Genomic DNA, 17,112 nt, shown 5'->3' with positions numbered 1-17,112 from the left:
CAGCGTAAAAGTCTCTTTTTGGCCGATTGCTGCCTCTTGCTTTCAAGCACGCCAATTCGGATTGGGCTTATTTTGGCGCCAACAGGATTTCGGGGCTACGCTGGCCTTGGGTTGTTTTTTCCAGCATGCATAACGACCCTGTAATGAATGGCCGTCAGTATGAATTTCAGAGCAAATTCAATGGCTCACAAAAGGATGCGTGGTTTAACAGGTTTTTGAGGTCTTCATGTATAGAGTGGGTACAGGCTATACCAATGTGTTGGTGAATACGCTCTCGGCACAAGGCTTGGATGTGATCGATTTATCCCGGGAAGCCGGGCTGGACCTGACGATTCTGGGTCAGCAGCAGGCCTTCTATCAACGAAGTGTTATCTACCGTCTTTGGGAGTTGGCAGCGCAGGCGTCTGGTGATGCGAATATTGGTCTGAAAGCCTACGGGCATGTACATCCGGGTAACTTCCAGGTTGTGGGGTACTCGATGATGTCCAGCATGAATCTGAAGCGGGCGCTCGAACGCCTTGTGCGTTTCAGCCCATTGATCAGCTCCGGCCTTAGCCTGTTTTTGGGGCAGGAAGGGCACAATTATCGACTGGCCGGGCTGGATCACCAAGGCGACTCGGTCAAGCCACGGCAGTACACCGATGCCGGACTTGCGTCGGTGCTGGGGTTCTGCAGTTGGCTGACCGGTGGCAAATTACCGCAACCGTTACGCGTGGAGTTTACCTATCCCGAACCTGAAGACATCTCGGAGCATCAGCGGCTGTTTGGCAGTGAGCTGCGTTTCGGGGCGGCCTATGACAGCATCCTGTTCGATGGCCAGGCGCTTCTGCGTCCATTGAGCATGGCCAACGAGTCGCTGGCTGTACTCCATGACAGTTTTGCCGAGGCTCAGCTGGACCTGTTGTACGGCTTCACCATGGTGTGCAGGATTCGTGCACTGATCACCGAGCGCCTGAGTCAGGGGCAAGGGCAGTGTGATATGGAATCGGTAGCCACCGCGCTGAACATCAGCAAGCGAACGTTGCAACGGGCACTCGAGAAGGATGGGACCCAGTTCAAGGACGTGCTGAACGATGTGCGTCGGCAGTTGGCCGACTTCTACCTGCGTTATTCCCATTTAAATATGAAGCACGTGACTCACCTGCTCGGGTTCCACGACCATAGCAGTTTCCATAAAGCGAGCATCCGCTGGTTCGGCATGACGCCCGGTCAGTATCGAGTCGATGAATCCGTGCTGAAGGTCAAGGACACCAAGCCCCGTCTGGTTGGCCAGTCGTTAGCGATAGAAGGTGGTCAAAGGCAGGCACCTTTTAGGGACATCAGGCGAGCGGCAGGTTCGGGTCGAGGCGTGGCCCAGGTCGCAATATGAAATGAACGACGGGGGCGCAGGTTCGATTGCTCTTGCCTGCGCCCCATGCCAGCCATTTGCCCCGCCACGTCACACAACAATCATGTTCGGATTTTCTTTGTCGAATGCTTCGGTTCGGCGTGCTTTTAAACGGCCACGTCCCGGTAATACACCTTCAGCGTATCGACGAACTCCTCGACCAATCGCGTGCGCGTTTGTGCGCTGGGCCAGATCACGTACGTCGGAAACAGGATGTCCGGCCTGAACGGTCTGATCACGATGTCCCGATGCCGATAGTCCTTGGCCACCAGCGGATGGGCGAGGGTGATGCCCATGCCTAGCGCGACCATTTCGCAGTTGATCGCGCTGTACTGCGCTTCGACGGCCATCACCCGTTCGACGCCTGCCTGCTCGAACAAACCATCCACCAACGAGCGTGTGCCGTCGCCATGACAGAGCGAAATGAACGCTTGCCCTTCGAGGTCGGCGAAAGTGATCTGCGAGCGTCCAGCCAGCGCGTGTGAGCGAGGCAACACGCACACGGCCGCTATCTCGGCGAGCAACTCGACTTGTTGACTGTTGACGTCGCCGGGATGCACCACGATGCCGATGTCGCAGAACTGCGATTTGACCCATTGCTCCACGGTAGGCGAGGAGTTCACGTGCAACGACACCGTGAGCTCCGGGCGCGTATCGGTGAAGTGCTTGATCACGCTGGGAAGCACGCTCATGCCGGTCGAGGGCACGGCTGCCACCCGCAAGCGTCCGGTGCCCAGGTTGCGGATGTTCTTCGCCGAGTGCTTGAGGCTGTCGAGGCCGACATAGGCGCGTTCCACTTCGTGGAAAAACGCCTGGCCCTCCTGGGTCGGAATCAACCGCACGCCCGCACGCTTGAACAGGGTCAGCCCGGTGCTCAGTTCCAGCTGTGCAATCAGCCGGCTGACATTGGGCTGGGAGGTGTACAGCACTTGCGCCGCCGCGGTCATGGAGCCCAAGCGCATGACGCTGCGGAATGCTTCGATCTGCCTGAGGTTCATGCCGACCTTCCATATCAAATATGAATAGCTAACCCGGATATTGTGATTTGACCACATGGATAGTGCATCGCAATACTCCAGACCAGCAACCCATAGCGCACATGAAGATGCGCCATCCCGTGATGTATTCGCCGGGAACATGCAGCGCGCTGCATGGCTTCGATTGACGCCGAAGCAACTGACGCATTGTTCGATCTGCCCCACGCACTTCGGAGATAGTCTGTGAATAACTATAAATCGACCTTGATCACGCCGTCGTTTCGCCCCCTGACCCGCATTGCCACTGCTGTCGCTGTCGCCCTTGTCGGGCTGGGCAGTGGCGCCGCCTTCGCCGAGCCGACGCTGTATATCGCCGGTGTCGGCGGTTCCACCGAGCAGATGTACAAGACCAAAGTCATCCCCGCGTTCGAGAAACAGCACAACGTCAAAGTGGTGTACGTCGCCGGCAATTCCACCGAAACCCTGGCCAAACTGCAGGCGCAGAAGGGGCGTCAGCAGATCAACGTAGCGATGATGGATGACGGGCCGATGTACCAGGCGCTGCAACTGGGCCTGTGCGAAAAACTCAGCGACGCACCGGTCTACAAAGACCTCTATCCGCTGGCGCGGCTCAGCCCTGAAGCGACCGGGGTCGGAGTGGTCGCCACGGGCATCGGCTACAACGAAGAGGCGTTCAAGAAGCGCGGCTGGGCCGCGCCGGATTCCTGGGAAAACCTCACCGACCCGCGTTACAAACAGCTGCTGGGCATGCCGCCAGTGACCAACACCTACGGCTTGCACACCTTGGTGGAAATGGCCCGTTTGCGCGGCGGTGGCGAAAAGAATATCGACCCGGGTTTCAAGGCGCTGAAAGACGAAATCGGCCCCAACGTCCTGGCCTGGGTCTCGGCGCCGGGTGAGATGGACGGCATGATGCAGAACGGCGACGTGGTCATGGCGGTGTATGGCAGTGGTCGTGCCGTGGCATTGCAGGGCACCGGTTTTCCACTCAAATTCATCTACCCGAAAGAGGGCGGCATCGCCTTGCAAATCGCCGCCTGCGGCATCACGCCCAACGCACAGCCCGAGCTGTCGCAGCAATTCATCCAGTACGTGCTGTCGCCTGAAGTGCAGACCATCCAGGCCCGGGAAAACGGCTTCGCGCCAGTCAACCAGACCGTCACCCTCGCGCCGGACATCGCCGCGCGCATGCCCTATGGCCCGGAGAAGGTCAACGCGTTGATCAAGGTCGATTGGGACACGATCAACCAGCAGCGCAGCGAGTGGACGACGCGCTGGAACCGCACGGTCGAACGCTAACCGCGCAAATGGCTCCGATCCTTCCCGACCTCATTCTGGAGACGCAGGCCCGCGCCTGCGTGGCAAGCCAATGGCATTTCTCACCCTTGAAGGCATCGTCAAGACCTATGGCAGTTTCAGGGCCATCGACGGTTTGAACCTGGAAGTCCGGCACGGCGAATTCATCGCCTTGCTCGGACCTTCCGGATGCGGCAAGACCACCACCCTGCAATCCATTGCCGGTTTCGTCCAGCCCACCGAAGGCCGCATCGTCCTCGATGGCCGCGACATCACCCACGTGCGTCCCGAGCAGCGCGGCCTGGGCATCGTCTTTCAAAGCTACGCGCTGTTCCCGCACATGACCGTGGCGCAGAACATCAGTTTCGGCCTGGAAATGCGCGGCGTGCCCAAGGCTGAACGCAGCAAGCGCATCGATGAAGCGCTGGACCTGGTGCGCCTCGGCGGCCTCGGCGAGCGTTATCCCAAAGCGCTGTCCGGTGGGCAGCGGCAACGGGTCGCCATCGCCCGGGCCCTGGCGATTCGACCGAACCTGTTGCTGCTCGACGAGCCCATGTCCAACCTCGACGCCAAGCTGCGCGAAGAGATGCACATCGAGTTGCGGGCGATTCAGCGCGACCTGGGCATCACCACGATTCTGGTGACCCACGACCAGGTCGAGGCCATGACCATGAGCGACCGCATTGCGGTGATGCAAAAAGGCCGGATCGTGCAGATCGACACCCCCTACGAAGCGTACGAACGCCCGCACTCACCGTTCGCCTCGGCGTTCCTGGGCAAGACCAACGCCTTCGCCGGCGCCGTGCAGACGCGCAACGATCGGTGCTGTCATGTGCAGGTCAAGGACACGATGTTGCACGTGCCCCACGAAGATCGCTCCCTGGGCAACGACGTCAATGTCTACATCCGCCCGGAAAAAATCCGTCTGACGCAGGCGGGCACGGGGCGTTTGAACGGACGCGTGCGCTTGCGGGTGTTCCTCGGCAACCTGTGGTTGATCGCGGTGGAAACCAGTTTCGGTGTGGTGCACATGACCCAGCCCAACCTGGGCACGCCACCGCCCGATGAAGACAGCGAAATTGGCCTGGACTGGTCCGACGACGACCTGCGCCTGCTGGATCGGGAGGTCGCCCATGGCCATGTATGATGCCGAACACGTCGGTGCCGCGCCGTGGTTGCTCAGCGGTCCGGCGTTGCTGGTGTTCGTCGCGCTGTTGCTGGTGCCGCTGCTGTTGACCGCGGTGTTGTCGCTCAACCTGTTCAGCGACACCGAAGGCGTGTTGCCGGTCTACAGCCTCGGCAATTACCTGGAGGTGTTCAAGGACGGCTATTTCCATGAAATCTTCCAGCGCACCGGCGGCATGGCGCTGGCGGTCACCATCCTCTGTGTGCTGCTCGGGGTCCCGGAAACCATCATCATTGCGCGCATGGCGCCGCGCTGGCGTTCGCTGTTTCTGCTGGTGGTGCTGGGGCCGCTGCTGATCTCGGTGGTGGTGCGCACCCTCGGCTGGGCGATCCTGCTGGGCAATAACGGCCTGATCAACGATGCCTTGCAGGCGTTGGGGATTACCGAGCAGCCGGTGAAGATGCTGTTCACCCAGCTCGGTGTGATCATCGCCCTGACCCATGTGCTGGTGCCATTTATGGTGATTGCCGTGTGGGCCACCTTGCAGCGCCTGGATCTGCAGGTGGAATGGGCCGGGCTGTCCCTCGGCGCGTCGCGTCTGACGGTGTTCCGCCGAATCATCCTGCCGCAGATCATGCCCGGCATTCTCTCCGGTTCGATCATCGTCTTCGCCCTGGCGGCCTCAGCCTTCGCGACCCCGGCGATCATCGGTGGTCGACGTCTGAAAGTGGTGGCGACGGCGGCCTACGACGAATTCCTCGGCACCCTCAACTGGCCCCTCGGTGCCGCCATCGCGATGCTCCTGCTGGTTGCCAACCTGATCATCATCCTGGGTTGCAGCAAGCTGGCCGAGCGCCGATTCAAGCAAGTCTTCGAGTAACCCGCCATGCACAAGAACGGATTTTTCTCGCTGCTGTTTCATTTGCTGTTCATCACGTTCATCGTCGCGCCGCTGCTGGTGGTGATGGCGATGGCGTTTACCGACAAGGGTTACCTGTCGCTGCCCACCGACGGCTTGTCGTTACGCTGGTTCCGGGCGTTGCTGGAGAACCAGGAAATGCTCGACGCGTTTTTCCTGTCGCTCAAACTTGGCCTGGTCTCGGCCACCGTCGCTACGTTGCTGGCAGTCCCGGCGGCCCTGGCGATCAGCCGTTACGAGTTTCCGGGGCGCGGCACACTGACCGGTTTCCTGCTGTCGCCGCTGATGATTCCCTCCGTGGTGCTGGGCATTGCGTTCCTGCGGTTTTTCTCCATGGCGCAGATTGGCGGATCCTTCTGGGCACTGAGCATTACCCATGTGATCGTGGTGCTGCCCTATGCCTTGCGGCTGACGCTGGCCTCGACCATCGGCCTGGAGCGCGACATCGAACAGGCCGCCCTGTCGCTCGGGGCACGGCGCTGGACAGCCTTTCACCGGGTGGTCCTGCCGCGCATCCGCACCGGCGTCATCGGCGGCTGGATGCTGGCCTTCATCCAGAGCTTCGACGAACTGACCATGACCGTGTTCGTCGCCACGCCCGGCACCACGACCTTGCCGGTGGCCATGTACAACCAGATTTCCCAGACCATCGATCCGTTGATCACCGCCGTCTCCACGGTGCTGATCGTCGGCACCCTGGTGTTGATGCTGGTGCTGGATCGCATGGTCGGGCTGGATCGGGTATTGATCGGAGAAGGCAAATGAGCCAGGACAGACTCAACGTCGTGCAGTCGGACGTGATTGTGGTCGGCGGCGGGCTGGTGGGGACGGCGGTGGCCTATGGCTTGGCCCGCAGCGGTGTCGACACCGTAGTCCTTGATCAGGGCGACGACGCGTTTCGTGCCTCGCGGGGCAATTTCGGGCTGGTCTGGGTCCAGGGCAAGGGTCATGACCTGCCGGATTACGCGCGCTGGACCCGCTCCTCGGCGAGTCGCTGGCCGGCGTTCGCGCAAGCGCTGATGGCCGACAGCGGGGTCGACGTGCAGCTCAAGCAACCGGGTGGTTTTCACCCGTGCTTCAGCGACGAAGAACTGCTGGAGCGCCAGTCGCGATTGCAGACTTTGCAGGATGCCCTGGGCGATTACCCGTACGAGATGCTGGACGCCGCCGAAGTGAAAGCGCGGTTGCCGCTGATCGGACCTAAAGTGATCGGCGCCAGCTACACCTCCCAGGATGGCCACGTCAATCCATTGAAGCTGCTGCGGGCCCTGCATACCTCGGCGCAGGCCAAGGGCGCGCAACTGCATGGCAGCGTGCAGGTCGATCGCATCGATTGCGCCCACGGTGAGTTTCGGGTCCGGGCCGGCGAGCGTTGCTTCGTGGCGCCACGCATCGTATTGGCCGCCGGCCTGGGCAACGCGGCGCTGGCGCGTCAGGTGGGGCTGTATGCACCGGTGGCGCCCAATCGCGGGCAGGTGTTGATCAGCGAGCGGGTCCGGCCCTTTCTCGAGTACCCGACCCTCAACGTCCGCCAGACCGACGAAGGCACCGTGCAGCTGGGCGATTCGATGGAGGAAGTGGGCTTCGATGACGGCACCTCCACCGAAGTTTTGACCGCGATTGCCAGGCGCGGTGTGGCGACTTTTCCCTTGCTGCGCGAGGTGCGGCTGGTCCGGGCCTGGGGCGCTTTGCGGGTGCTGAGCCCGGACGGCTTTCCCATCTATCAGCAATCCAGCGCGCAACCCGGTGCCTTCGTGGTCACCTGCCACAGCGGCGTGACCCTGGCGGCCGCCCATGCCCTGCGTATCGCGCCGTGGATCATGGGCGGGGCGCGACCTGATGAGCTAGAGGTGTTTTCCGGTGATCGTTTTCTAACTGACAAGGTGTTTTCACATGCGCACTGATCCGCTGTTTCAACCGGTCATCAGTGAGGTCAGGGCGACGCGGACGGTGAGCCTGACCTTCAACGATCAACCGCTGAGCGTGCCCGCCGGCATCAGCGTCGCGGCGGCATTGCTGATGTCCGGCATCAACCGCTTTCGCGCCACGCCGGTCAGCGAGTCGCCCCGGGCACCCTACTGCATGATGGGCGTGTGCTTCGAGTGCCTGGTGGACATCGACGGCGTTCCCAACCGCCAAAGCTGCCTGATCGAAGTGGTTGACGGCATGCGCATCCGTTCCCAGGAAGGGGCTCGGGATTTGATCTATCAACCGCTGAATGTCCAGGCCGTGGAGGTGCAGTCATGAACCGTGAAAGCGTGGATGTGGTGGTGATTGGCGCCGGCGCGGCCGGCATGGCGGCCGCGACGCAGATGGCCAGGCTGGGCTTGCAGGTGGTGTTGCTGGATGAGCAGGGCAGTCCGGGTGGCCAGATTTATCGGGGCATCACCCTGGCGCCGCTGTCCCGCCGGGACCTGCTGGGGCCCGATTATGCTCACGGCAATCAACTGGCCCAGGCCCTGACCTCTTCGAGCGTGCGCTATGAAAAAGGCGCATCGGTGTGGCAGGTGACCCGGGATCATCAGGTCAGTTACCTGCGCGAAGGTCGTCTGTATACCCTGGACGCCAAGGCCGTGCTGCTGGCGACCGGTGCCATGGAACGGCCGTTTCCGATTGCCGGCTGGACCTTGCCCGGGGTGATGAGCGCCGGCGCTGCGCAGATTCTGCTGAAAAGCTCAGGCCTGGCGCCGAGCGAACCGGTGGTCCTGGCCGGTTGTGGCCCTCTGCTGTATCTGCTCGGCTGGCAGTATCTGCGGGCCGGTGTGACGATCAAGGCGCTGGTCGACACCACGCGACCCGAAGATTACTGGCGTGCCCGCCGTCACCTGTTTGCCGCGCTGCGCGCCTGGCCGTATTTGCGCAAGGGATTGGAACTGATGCGCAGCCTGCGCAGTGCCGGGATCGCTCATTACACGGGTGCCGAACAATTGGCGGTCGAGGGCGAAGAGGCGGCCCAGGCGCTGACCTTCAGCGCCTCCGGCAAGGTGCAGCGCATCGATACCCGTTGCGTGCTGCTGCATCAAGGCGTGGTGCCGAATATCCAGTTCAGCCAAGCCTTGCGCGCGCGCCATGAATGGGACGTGGATCAGCTGTGTTTCCGCCCGGTCACCGATCCCTGGGGCGAACTCGATGTGCCTGGTGTCTATGTTGCCGGCGACGGTGCGGGCATCGGTGGCGCCCAGGCAGCGGCGGTGCAGGGTCAATTGGCAGCGCTGGGGATTGCCGCCCGACTCAAAACCATCGGCAGCACGGAACGTGATAACCAGGCCCGACCGTTGCGCGTACAACTGGAGGCCAACCTGCGGATTCGGCCGTTTCTCGACGCGCTTTATCAACCAAAAGAACAAAACCGCATTCCGGCCGATGAAGTGATGGTTTGCCGCTGCGAAGAAGTGACAGCGGGTGAACTGCGCAGCTTTGTCGCCCTGGGGTGCGCGGGCCCGAATCAGGCCAAGTCATTCGGTCGTTGTGGCATGGGGCCGTGTCAGGGGCGCATGTGCGGCCTGACCGTGACCGAAGTCATCGCCAAGGCCCGCGGCGTGTCCGCGGCGGAAGTGGGTTACTACCGCATTCGTCCACCGATCAAACCCATCACTTTGGGAGAGCTGGCCGGTGAGTGAGTCGAACAAACGCCAGGCAGATGTGCTGGTGATCGGCGGTGGCATCCATGGCCTGAGCACGGCGTTGTACCTGGCGCAAGCCGGGGTCAAGGTGACCGTACTGGAAGCGGAGTATTGCGGGCGCCATGCCTCCGGCGTCAATGCCGGTGGCGTGCGCACCCTGGGTCGCCACCTGGCGGAAATTCCCTTGGCCCTGGCCTCGCGTGATCTGTGGCATGACCTGAAAAATACCCTGGGCGATGACGGCGGTTTTGTCCCCAGCGGTCAGCTCAAGCTGGCGGAGAGTCAGGCCGATCTGGAGGAATGCCGGTTGCGGGTCGAGCAGCTTCAGGCGTTGGGTTTCAGCCATGAAGTGTTGGTCGACCGGCAACAGGTATTCGACACAGTGCCGGCCCTGTCACGGCATGTAACGGGCGGCATCTGGGTCAAGGACGATGGCTTTGCGGTGCCTTTTAAAACCGTCACCGCGTTTCGCCTGGCCGCGCAAAAACGCGGGGTACGGATTCACGAAAACACCCCGGCGCAACAAATCGAGCAGACAGGTACCCAGTGGCGGGTGAGCACACCTGCAGGCCATTTCAGCGCCGAGCACCTGGTGGTAACGGCGGGCGCCTGGGCCGGAGGACTGGCTGCGCAGATCGGCGAGCCGGTGCCCGTGCATCCGGAGGGCCTGATGCTGATGGTCACCCATCGCGTCGCGCCTTTCTGTGTCCCGGTGTTGGGTGCCACAACACGAGCACTGTCGTTCAAGCAGTTCGCCAATGGTACGGTGGTGATCGGCGGCAAGCTGGTCGGGTCGCTGGATTTTCTGGCGCGCCATGGCGAGGTCGAGATGGAGCGTCTGGGCAGCAGCGCGCGCACGGTCACCGACTTGTTTCCGCATTTGCGACACCTGGGCGTCAACCGCGTCTGGGCCGGGGTCGAAGCCTTCACGGCCGATGACCTGCCGGTGATAGGCGCCAGTCGCAAAGCCAGTAACCTGAGTTATTCATTCGGGTTTTGCGGCAGCGGCTTTCAGATGGGTCCCGGCACCGGTAAACGGCTGGCCCAACACATTCTTGGCGAACATTCGGACATTTCACTGGAACCGTTCGCCATCGACCGTTTCAAACTGGCGGCCAGCGAGCCGTCTGCATCCTTTCAATCCGCTTCAACCATCGCGCAACACTGAGGAGTTCACATGCTGGAAATCAAACGCATCGAAACCAATCAACGCATGAGCCGTGTCGTTCAATGCAACGGCTTCACCTTTCTCGGCGGCCAGACGGCCACCGATCGCACCCAGGACATCAAGGGCCAGACCGCCCAGGTGCTGGCCAAGATCGACAATTTCCTGGCCCAGGCCGGCCTCGACAAAACCCGTATCCTCAGCGCACAGGTCTGGCTGTCGGACATCCAGGCCGACTTCGCCGGCATGAACGAGGTGTGGGACGCCTGGGCGCCCGAAGGCCACGCGCCTGCCCGTGCCACCGTTGAATCGCGCCTGGCCGCGCCGGACCTGCTGGTGGAAATCACCGTGGTCGCGGCGGGCTGATCGCCAGTGGTCGATGGAGTGGACCGGGAGCACCGGTCGACTCCAGGTTGGAAAATGATGATTTATCGCCATTCTTGAAGCGAGAGGCTCAAGCGACTCACAGTGAACCAAGCGCCTGATGCAGCGACCAGGCGTTTGGTTCATACAGAATTGTTGACTGCACCCGGTCAGTTGATGACGAAACCCGCCCCCACCGGGTCATTACGCTCGATTACCCAGCGCGATGTCCCGAGGATGCTGGCCGTGCCCTTGACGGTCGGACGCACTGCGCGGGTGCCGTTGAGGTCGACTTCGCCGAGCAGGCAGCCTTCAAAGGTGCCGCTGCCCAGCAGTCCTTCGGACAGGATGGGTTGGTTCAGGCCCAGTTTGCCCCGGGCCTCGAACATGGCCATCATCGCGCTGGTGCCCGTGCCGCCGGGAGAGCGGTCGAGCTGGCCGGCGCTGAAGACGTGGACGTTCTTGTAGAACGCGCCTTCGATGGTCGCCGGATGCCAGAACGTGATGAAGTTGAGGTCGTTGATATGGGCTTCGGTGGGGTGCTGGATCTTCATCTGCCGGTTGATCTGCTCGCGTGCCAGCAGGCCCAGGCGCGACAGTTCGCTGCCGTTGTCCGGGCTGATGCGCAAGTCGCAATCGGTCAGGTCGATGATGCCGAAGTAGTTGCCGCCCCACACCAGGTCGGCCTTCAGGTCGCCATAGCCGGGAAGATGGATCGGGATGTCCTGGGCGGCCACGTAGGCCGGCACGTTTTCGAAACGCGTCCAGAGCACGTTGTCACCTTCCGAAGCCACCTCGGCCACCACCAGGCCGGCGGTGGTTTCAAAACGGATCTTGGTGATGCCATCGGCGCCACGTGGCACCAGGCCCAGGGCGACCATCGCCATGCTCACGGCAATGGTGCCGTGGCCGCACATGTGCGAATACACGCTGCCGTCCATGTAGATCAGCCCGGCGTCGAACTCGCTGCTGGAAGGCGGGGTGAGAAACACCCCGAACATGTCCTTGTGGCCGCGCGGTTCCTGCATCAGTGCCTTGCGCAGCCAGTCATAGTTCTGCTCGAGAAAGGCGCGCTTGGCCAGGATGCTGGAGCCGGCGGGGTAGGGAATGCCGCTGTGGACGATGCACAGTGGTTCACCTTCGGTATGGGTATAGATGACATCGAACGTGTCTTGCATGCGCATGACTGAACTCCTGGCTTACGGGATGTAGGTGGGGTGGTTATTTGCGTTCTGATAACAGGTCGAGACCGATGCAAAGATCTAGAATGATCACGGCGACCACCACGACTATGATGGTGGCGCCGGAAGCGGCGGCGATGGTCGGGTCGACGGTGTACTGCACGTAGTTGAAGAGCTTCACCGGGATGGTGTTCAGGTCCGGCGTGGTGTTGAAGATCGACAGCTCCACGTTGATCCATGACGAGATGAAGGCAAAGATCGACCCGGTGACAATCCCCGGCCGGATCTGCGGCAGCACCACCAGAAAGAAGGTGGCCCAGGGGGTACCGCCCAGATCGCTCGAGGCTTCTTCCAGGGCGCGCTGCTCAGGCGTCAGCATCGACAGCACCGAACGCAGGACGAAGGGCGAGATGATGATGGTGTGACCGATCAACAACGCCAGGAAGCTGCGGGTCAAGCCGAAGTAGCCGCCAAACTGCAAGAGCGCCGCCCCCAGCACGATGTGCGGAAATACCAGCGGTGAAGTCAGGGCGGCGAGGATCGTGGCTTTGCCGGGGAAGTCGTAGCGTGCCATCGCCAGGGCGGCCGGCACGCTGAGCAGCACCGCGACAAAGGTGGCGACCAGGGCCAGGACGGTGCTGGTGGCAAAGGACGCCACATAGCTTGGATCACTGAGCATCTTGGCGTACCAGTCCAGCGTCCAGCCCTGTGGCGGGAAGGCCAGGAATGACGAGGCGGTGACGGAGACGCCGAGGATGACCACCAGTGGCAGCAGCATGTAGCCCAGCACGGCCCAGGCCACCAGCCTGACCAGTATTTTAGTGATCATGAGTTGCTCCCCCGGATACTGCCGACTCGCCCGGCCAACCCGACCATGACCAGGGTAAAGATCAGCAGCACGACGCTCAGCGCGCCGCCGTAGTTGAAGTCGAAGACCGAACTGTATTGCTGGAAAATCAGCATCGACAGCACCGAGATCCGTCCCCCGGACAGCAGGGCCGGCGTGACGTAGGCGCTCGCCGCCAGGGTGAAGACCATGATCGAGCCGGAGATGATGCCGGGCATGGTCAGCGGCAGCACCACATGGAAAAAGGTCGCGCGGGGGCTGGCGCCAAGGTCCTCGGAGGCCTGTTCGAAGGCCGGGTCGACCTGCGCCAGGGCGTTGCCGGCCGCGAGCACGATGAACGGCAGCAGGATGTACACCATGCCGATCAGGATCCCGAGTTCGGTGCCCAGGAAGCGCACCGGGGTATCGATCAGGCCGGTTTCCATAAGACTCTGGTTGACCAGGCCCTTGCGCCCCAGCAGCACCATCCAGCCGAACGAGCGCACGATGTTGCTGGTGAACATCGGCACCACCAGCAGGATCACGCAGGCACGGCGCCAGGCACGCCATTTGACGACACGCACCAGGTACCAGGCCAGCGGATACCCCAGCAGCAACGAGATCAGGGTGGTCAGCGCGGCGATGCGGAAGGTCACCAGAATCACATCCCAGTGGTACTGGTCGCCCAGCACCCTGACGTAGTGCTCCAGGGTGAACGCCTGATCGGCGCCCTTGGTCAGGCTGGCGAAGATCACCACGGCGAAAGGCGCGAGAAAGAACGCCGTGAAAAAGGCCAGGGCACCGAACAGCATCAACGAGGGGGCGAGCACCGGGCGTTTCATACCGGCTCCCCGATCAGATGCAGGTGCGCGGGATTGAAGCCCAGGCGCACGGCACTTCCGGTGATCAGGTCGGCGCGGGGGAAACCCATGGTGCGCGCCACGATCGATTGCCCGTCGATCAGGGAGTGCACCAGGGTATGACTGCCCACGGTGACAATATCGGTCACCGTGCCCTTGAGTTCACAGCAACTGGCGCTCGCCGGACTCGATGCATCCAGCACCTGCAGATGTTCGGGACGCAGCACCGCCACGCCGTGGGGCAGGAGATCTTTTGCCGCGCTCGAAATCGGTGTATGAGCGATCCCCAGGCGAATCTCCCCGCTATCGCTGGCCTGATAGCCGATCAGGTTGGCCTCGCCGATGAAGTCGGCGACGAAGCGCGAAGCGGGGGCGCTGTAAATCTCGCTGCTGGCGCCGACCTGTTCGATCCGTCCGGCATTCATCACCACGATACGGTCGGCGATGGTCATCGCCTCTTCCTGGTCGTGGGTGACGAAGATGAAGGCGATGCCGAGCTTGGCCTGCAGGTGCTTGAGTTCCAGCTGCATGCGCTTGCGCAGCTTCATGTCCAGGGCCGAGAGCGGCTCGTCGAGCAACAGCAGTTTCGGTTGATTGACGATGGCGCGAGCCAGGGCCACGCGCTGCTGCTGCCCACCGGACAAACCGCGGGGAAAACGCTCCTCCAGGGCTTCCAGGCCGACCATCGCCAGGGCTTCTCGAGCCTTGAGCCGTGCCTCGGCGCGATTGACTCCCTGGCGCCGCGGTCCGTAGGCGACGTTTTCCAGGACGGTCATGTGTGGGAACAGGGCGTAGTTCTGGAACACGGTATTCAGAGGCCGACGGTAGGGAGGCAGCCGACTCACATCCTGGCCCTCGATCGCGATGCGGCCGGAATCGGGCTGCATGAAGCCGGCGATCGAGCGCAGCAAGGTGGTCTTGCCACAACCGCTGGGGCCGAGCAGCACGATGAATTCGCCCTGCTCGATGTCCAGGTGGATGTTGTCCAGCGCCTGGAACGGCCCGAAGCTTTTACAGACACTGTCGATGCTCAACAAAACTGACATTGCAGACCTCTTGAGCTAGTTTTTGGCGGTGACTTTGCGGTTCCAGTCGTTGGTGACACTGGCGCGCTGCGCGTTGATCTGGCTCCAGTCGAACAAACGCAGGTTGTCGATCGAACCGCCCACGCCCCATGGCAGCTTGCGGGCCACGTCATCAGCCACCTCGACACCTTTCACCGCCGGCCCCAGGTACAGCTTGCCGGCCAGGCAGGACGCCGCTTCCTTGGTCAGTGCGGTATTGATGAACTGCTCACCGGCCTTGCTGTTCTTCGCCCCCTTGATCAGGTGCAGGCGCGCATCGGTGGCCCAGGCACCTTCCTTGGGAATGGTGAAGCCGATGGGCGCGCCCTTGTCGATCAAGTCCCAGGCACCGACGTTGAAATGCGCGCCGATGATCGCTTCGCCACTCTGAAAGGCATTGGTGGCGGCACCCGAGCTGTCGAAGAACAATGCGGTGTCCAGCGCGCCCAGCTTGGAATAGAGCGGTTCCAGGTTGGCCCGGTCGATGCCCCAGACATCGGCCATGAAGAACACAAAGGGCACCCCGGAAGAGTTGGCGGGCGAGGGCAGGGCGATGGCGCCGGCATACTCCGGCTTCCACAGGTCTTTCCAGCTGGTGGGCGCCTCCTTGATTTCCTTGGTGTTGTAGGTCAGGCCAAGGGAATAGAAACCGCTGCTGACGGCGAAGGTATGACCGGCATCGGAGTAGAGCGCTTTTTCCTGCACGTTCTTCAGGTTGGGAATGGCCGCCGGATCGAGATCGGCGACGACCCCGGCGGCATAGGCCAATTCACTGATGCCACCGTCCATCCAGGCCACATCGATCGTCGGGTCGGACTTCTGTTGCTGGAGTTTGGCCAGGGTGGTGGTCGAGGTGCCGACCTCCGCTGCAACGGCAATCCCGGTCGCTTTCGTGAAAGGTTCTGCAACACATTTGAGGAACGCCTCACCCCAGTTACCGCCGTACAACGCCACGGTCAGCTTTTGCTGTTCGGCCATGGCGGCCGATGAGGAGATGCAGCCGGTAACTAAAAGAGCAGCGGTGATTTTCTTACCTGTCTTCAGTTTCATCGTGTGTCCCCTTGGGGCGTTGTTGGACTGTTCCCCTTGTCTGAATCTTGCTCGTATCGTTGCTGCGAGCGCTTGCACTTCGGGGTCTTAAAGTTGAATAGTTAGGTCATGCCAAAAACGACTCCGCTGCATCGAGATTGCCTTCAACCTGACTCCCCCGATCCTGGGGCAGGCAGTCGACCGCAGCTGTCAGTGGGACTGGTCCTTCTGGATCAATTCACCCTGGCGGCGTTTTCCGGCCTGGTCGATGTATTGCGCCTGTCCGCCGACCTCGGCGGCGGCAGCCGGCAGATCCATACGGCCTGGCGTGTGATGAGTGTGGACGGATTGCCGCGAACCTCCAGCGCCGGGATCACGCTGGAGGTGTCCGGGGGGCTGGCGCAGGATCTTGAAGCCTTCGATTACGTGGCCATTTGCGGCGGCAACGATTACCTCAATACCCATCTGCCCAACCCCTTGCGTGACTGGTTGCAGCGCGCCGCCGCGAGTCGTACGCGCTTGCTGGGCATTTGCACGGGGACTTTCACCCTGGCGCAGGCAGGCGTGGTTGGCAACCGTTCGGTGTGCGTGCACTGGAACGTGCTGGATGCGTTCCGGGCACGTTTCCCCAAGACCCCGGCGGCGGTGGATCATCTGTTCATCGACGAAGGCGACCTGATCACCTGTGCCGGCTCGACCGCGGCCATCGACCTCGGGTTGTACCTGGTGGCCCGGCATTGCGGCCGGGAAAAAGCCCAGCAGGCGGTGCGGCACATGATGCTGCAGGGCATTCGCCCGGGGCGGCAGCCGCAGGCACACTTCTATGCCAACCTGGCGGACATCAAGGATGAGCGCGTGCGTCAGGCCGCGCACTATATCGAGCAGCGCATGGACAGCCTGCCGACCCTGGATGCCATCGCGCGCTATGTAGGGCTCGGGCGGCGCCAGCTGACACGGGCATTCCAGCAGTCGCTGGGGCTTTCACCCATGGAATTCCAGCGCTCGCTGCGGGTCGAGTACGGCGGCTGGCTGCTGTTGAACAGCCACAGCAGCATCACCCAGATTGCCATGGACTGCGGCTTCTCCGACGGCGCGCATTTCTCCCGGGAATTTCGCGCCCGGTTTGGCGTGTGCCCGCGGCAGTACCAGCGCCAGGAGCGGTCAGGCTGATGGCGTTGCACGGCTGAGTCGTCTGGCTCGGTGTCCCCCCTTTATTCAACCGGCCCTGTTCGCGCGTGGCGAGATCAGATACGGAGGCGGCGCGATCATGTAACT

At 62.1% G+C, this 17,112-nt stretch carries 17 protein-coding genes; 11 read left to right on the top strand and 6 right to left on the bottom strand.

The window, feature by feature from the left end; translation table 11 throughout:
- Positions 1-226: 226 nt before the first annotated feature.
- Positions 227-1,369 (top strand): AraC family transcriptional regulator, encoded by a 1,143-nt coding sequence (locus ACA067_RS20375; RefSeq protein ID WP_497458211.1) that lies wholly within the window; start codon positions 227-229, stop codon positions 1,367-1,369.
- Between the two features lie 125 nt (positions 1,370-1,494).
- Here ACA067_RS20375 and ACA067_RS20370 read toward each other — a convergent pair whose 3' ends face one another.
- The gene (locus ACA067_RS20370) at positions 1,495-2,385 is read right to left on the bottom strand and encodes a LysR substrate-binding domain-containing protein (RefSeq protein ID WP_497458210.1); all 891 of its coding nucleotides are present in this window, start codon (positions 2,383-2,385) and stop codon (positions 1,495-1,497) included.
- A gap of 222 nt (positions 2,386-2,607) precedes the next feature.
- Here ACA067_RS20370 and ACA067_RS20365 point away from each other — a divergent pair, with 222 nt between their 5' ends.
- The 9 genes from ACA067_RS20365 (at position 2,608) to ACA067_RS20325 (ending at position 10,880) form a co-directional block, all read left to right on the top strand.
- Entirely contained in the window at positions 2,608-3,684 is a 1,077-nt protein-coding gene (locus ACA067_RS20365; protein ID WP_497458209.1) for an ABC transporter substrate-binding protein, read from the top strand.
- A 70-nt stretch (positions 3,685-3,754) separates the two neighbouring features.
- Positions 3,755-4,828 (top strand): ABC transporter ATP-binding protein, encoded by a 1,074-nt coding sequence (locus ACA067_RS20360; protein WP_497458208.1) that lies wholly within the window; start codon positions 3,755-3,757, stop codon positions 4,826-4,828.
- Positions 4,815-5,687 carry an ABC transporter permease gene (locus tag ACA067_RS20355; protein ID WP_497458207.1) on the top strand — a complete coding sequence of 291 codons (873 nt, stop codon included), beginning with the start codon at positions 4,815-4,817 and terminating at the stop codon, positions 5,685-5,687. The genes ACA067_RS20360 and ACA067_RS20355 overlap by 14 nt, the downstream gene beginning before the upstream one ends.
- Before the next feature lie 6 nt (positions 5,688-5,693).
- Entirely contained in the window at positions 5,694-6,491 is a 798-nt protein-coding gene (locus ACA067_RS20350; RefSeq protein ID WP_307333209.1) for an ABC transporter permease, read from the top strand.
- Positions 6,488-7,630, top strand: coding sequence for an NAD(P)/FAD-dependent oxidoreductase (locus ACA067_RS20345; protein ID WP_497458206.1), 1,143 nt, complete (start codon positions 6,488-6,490; stop codon positions 7,628-7,630). Before ACA067_RS20350 ends, ACA067_RS20345 begins: the two co-directional genes overlap by 4 nt.
- Positions 7,620-7,973: a (2Fe-2S)-binding protein gene (locus ACA067_RS20340; protein WP_497458205.1), complete on the top strand. Its 354-nt coding sequence runs from the start codon at positions 7,620-7,622 to the stop codon at positions 7,971-7,973. The genes ACA067_RS20345 and ACA067_RS20340 overlap by 11 nt, the downstream gene beginning before the upstream one ends.
- Positions 7,970-9,346: an FAD/NAD(P)-dependent oxidoreductase gene (locus ACA067_RS20335; protein WP_497458204.1), complete on the top strand. Its 1,377-nt coding sequence runs from the start codon at positions 7,970-7,972 to the stop codon at positions 9,344-9,346. Before ACA067_RS20340 ends, ACA067_RS20335 begins: the two co-directional genes overlap by 4 nt.
- Positions 9,339-10,517 (top strand): NAD(P)/FAD-dependent oxidoreductase, encoded by a 1,179-nt coding sequence (locus ACA067_RS20330; RefSeq protein WP_497458203.1) that lies wholly within the window; start codon positions 9,339-9,341, stop codon positions 10,515-10,517. The genes ACA067_RS20335 and ACA067_RS20330 overlap by 8 nt, the downstream gene beginning before the upstream one ends.
- Positions 10,518-10,529: 12 nt before the next feature.
- Positions 10,530-10,880, top strand: a complete 351-nt coding sequence (locus ACA067_RS20325; RefSeq protein ID WP_497462815.1) for a RidA family protein — start codon at positions 10,530-10,532, stop codon at positions 10,878-10,880.
- A 167-nt stretch (positions 10,881-11,047) separates the two neighbouring features.
- On the opposite strand, the gene ACA067_RS20320 is transcribed toward ACA067_RS20325, so the two are convergent.
- The 5 genes from ACA067_RS20320 to ACA067_RS20300 are packed head-to-tail and all read right to left on the bottom strand — an operon-like array spanning position 11,048 to position 15,858.
- Positions 11,048-12,061, bottom strand: coding sequence for a proline racemase family protein (locus ACA067_RS20320; protein ID WP_497458202.1), 1,014 nt, complete (start codon positions 12,059-12,061; stop codon positions 11,048-11,050).
- A 37-nt stretch (positions 12,062-12,098) separates the two neighbouring features.
- Positions 12,099-12,887, bottom strand: coding sequence for an ABC transporter permease (locus ACA067_RS20315; protein WP_497458201.1), 789 nt, complete (start codon positions 12,885-12,887; stop codon positions 12,099-12,101).
- Entirely contained in the window at positions 12,884-13,726 is an 843-nt protein-coding gene (locus ACA067_RS20310; RefSeq protein WP_497458200.1) for an ABC transporter permease, read from the bottom strand. Before ACA067_RS20310 ends, ACA067_RS20315 begins: the two co-directional genes overlap by 4 nt.
- Positions 13,723-14,790 carry an ABC transporter ATP-binding protein gene (locus ACA067_RS20305; protein ID WP_497458199.1) on the bottom strand — a complete coding sequence of 356 codons (1,068 nt, stop codon included), beginning with the start codon at positions 14,788-14,790 and terminating at the stop codon, positions 13,723-13,725. Before ACA067_RS20305 ends, ACA067_RS20310 begins: the two co-directional genes overlap by 4 nt.
- Positions 14,791-14,805: 15 nt before the next feature.
- The gene (locus ACA067_RS20300; RefSeq protein ID WP_497458198.1) at positions 14,806-15,858 is read right to left on the bottom strand and encodes an ABC transporter substrate-binding protein; all 1,053 of its coding nucleotides are present in this window, start codon (positions 15,856-15,858) and stop codon (positions 14,806-14,808) included.
- Positions 15,859-16,050: 192 nt separating this feature from the next.
- Here ACA067_RS20300 and ACA067_RS20295 point away from each other — a divergent pair, with 192 nt between their 5' ends.
- Entirely contained in the window at positions 16,051-17,007 is a 957-nt protein-coding gene (locus ACA067_RS20295; protein WP_497458197.1) for a GlxA family transcriptional regulator, read from the top strand.
- The last annotated feature ends 105 nt before the right edge of the window (positions 17,008-17,112 follow it).

It is taken from the genome of Pseudomonas sp. LBUM1674, from assembly GCF_059695635.1.
The sequence above is the reverse complement of the archived record's forward strand: the minus strand, read 5'-3'. Positions and strand labels throughout refer to the sequence as shown.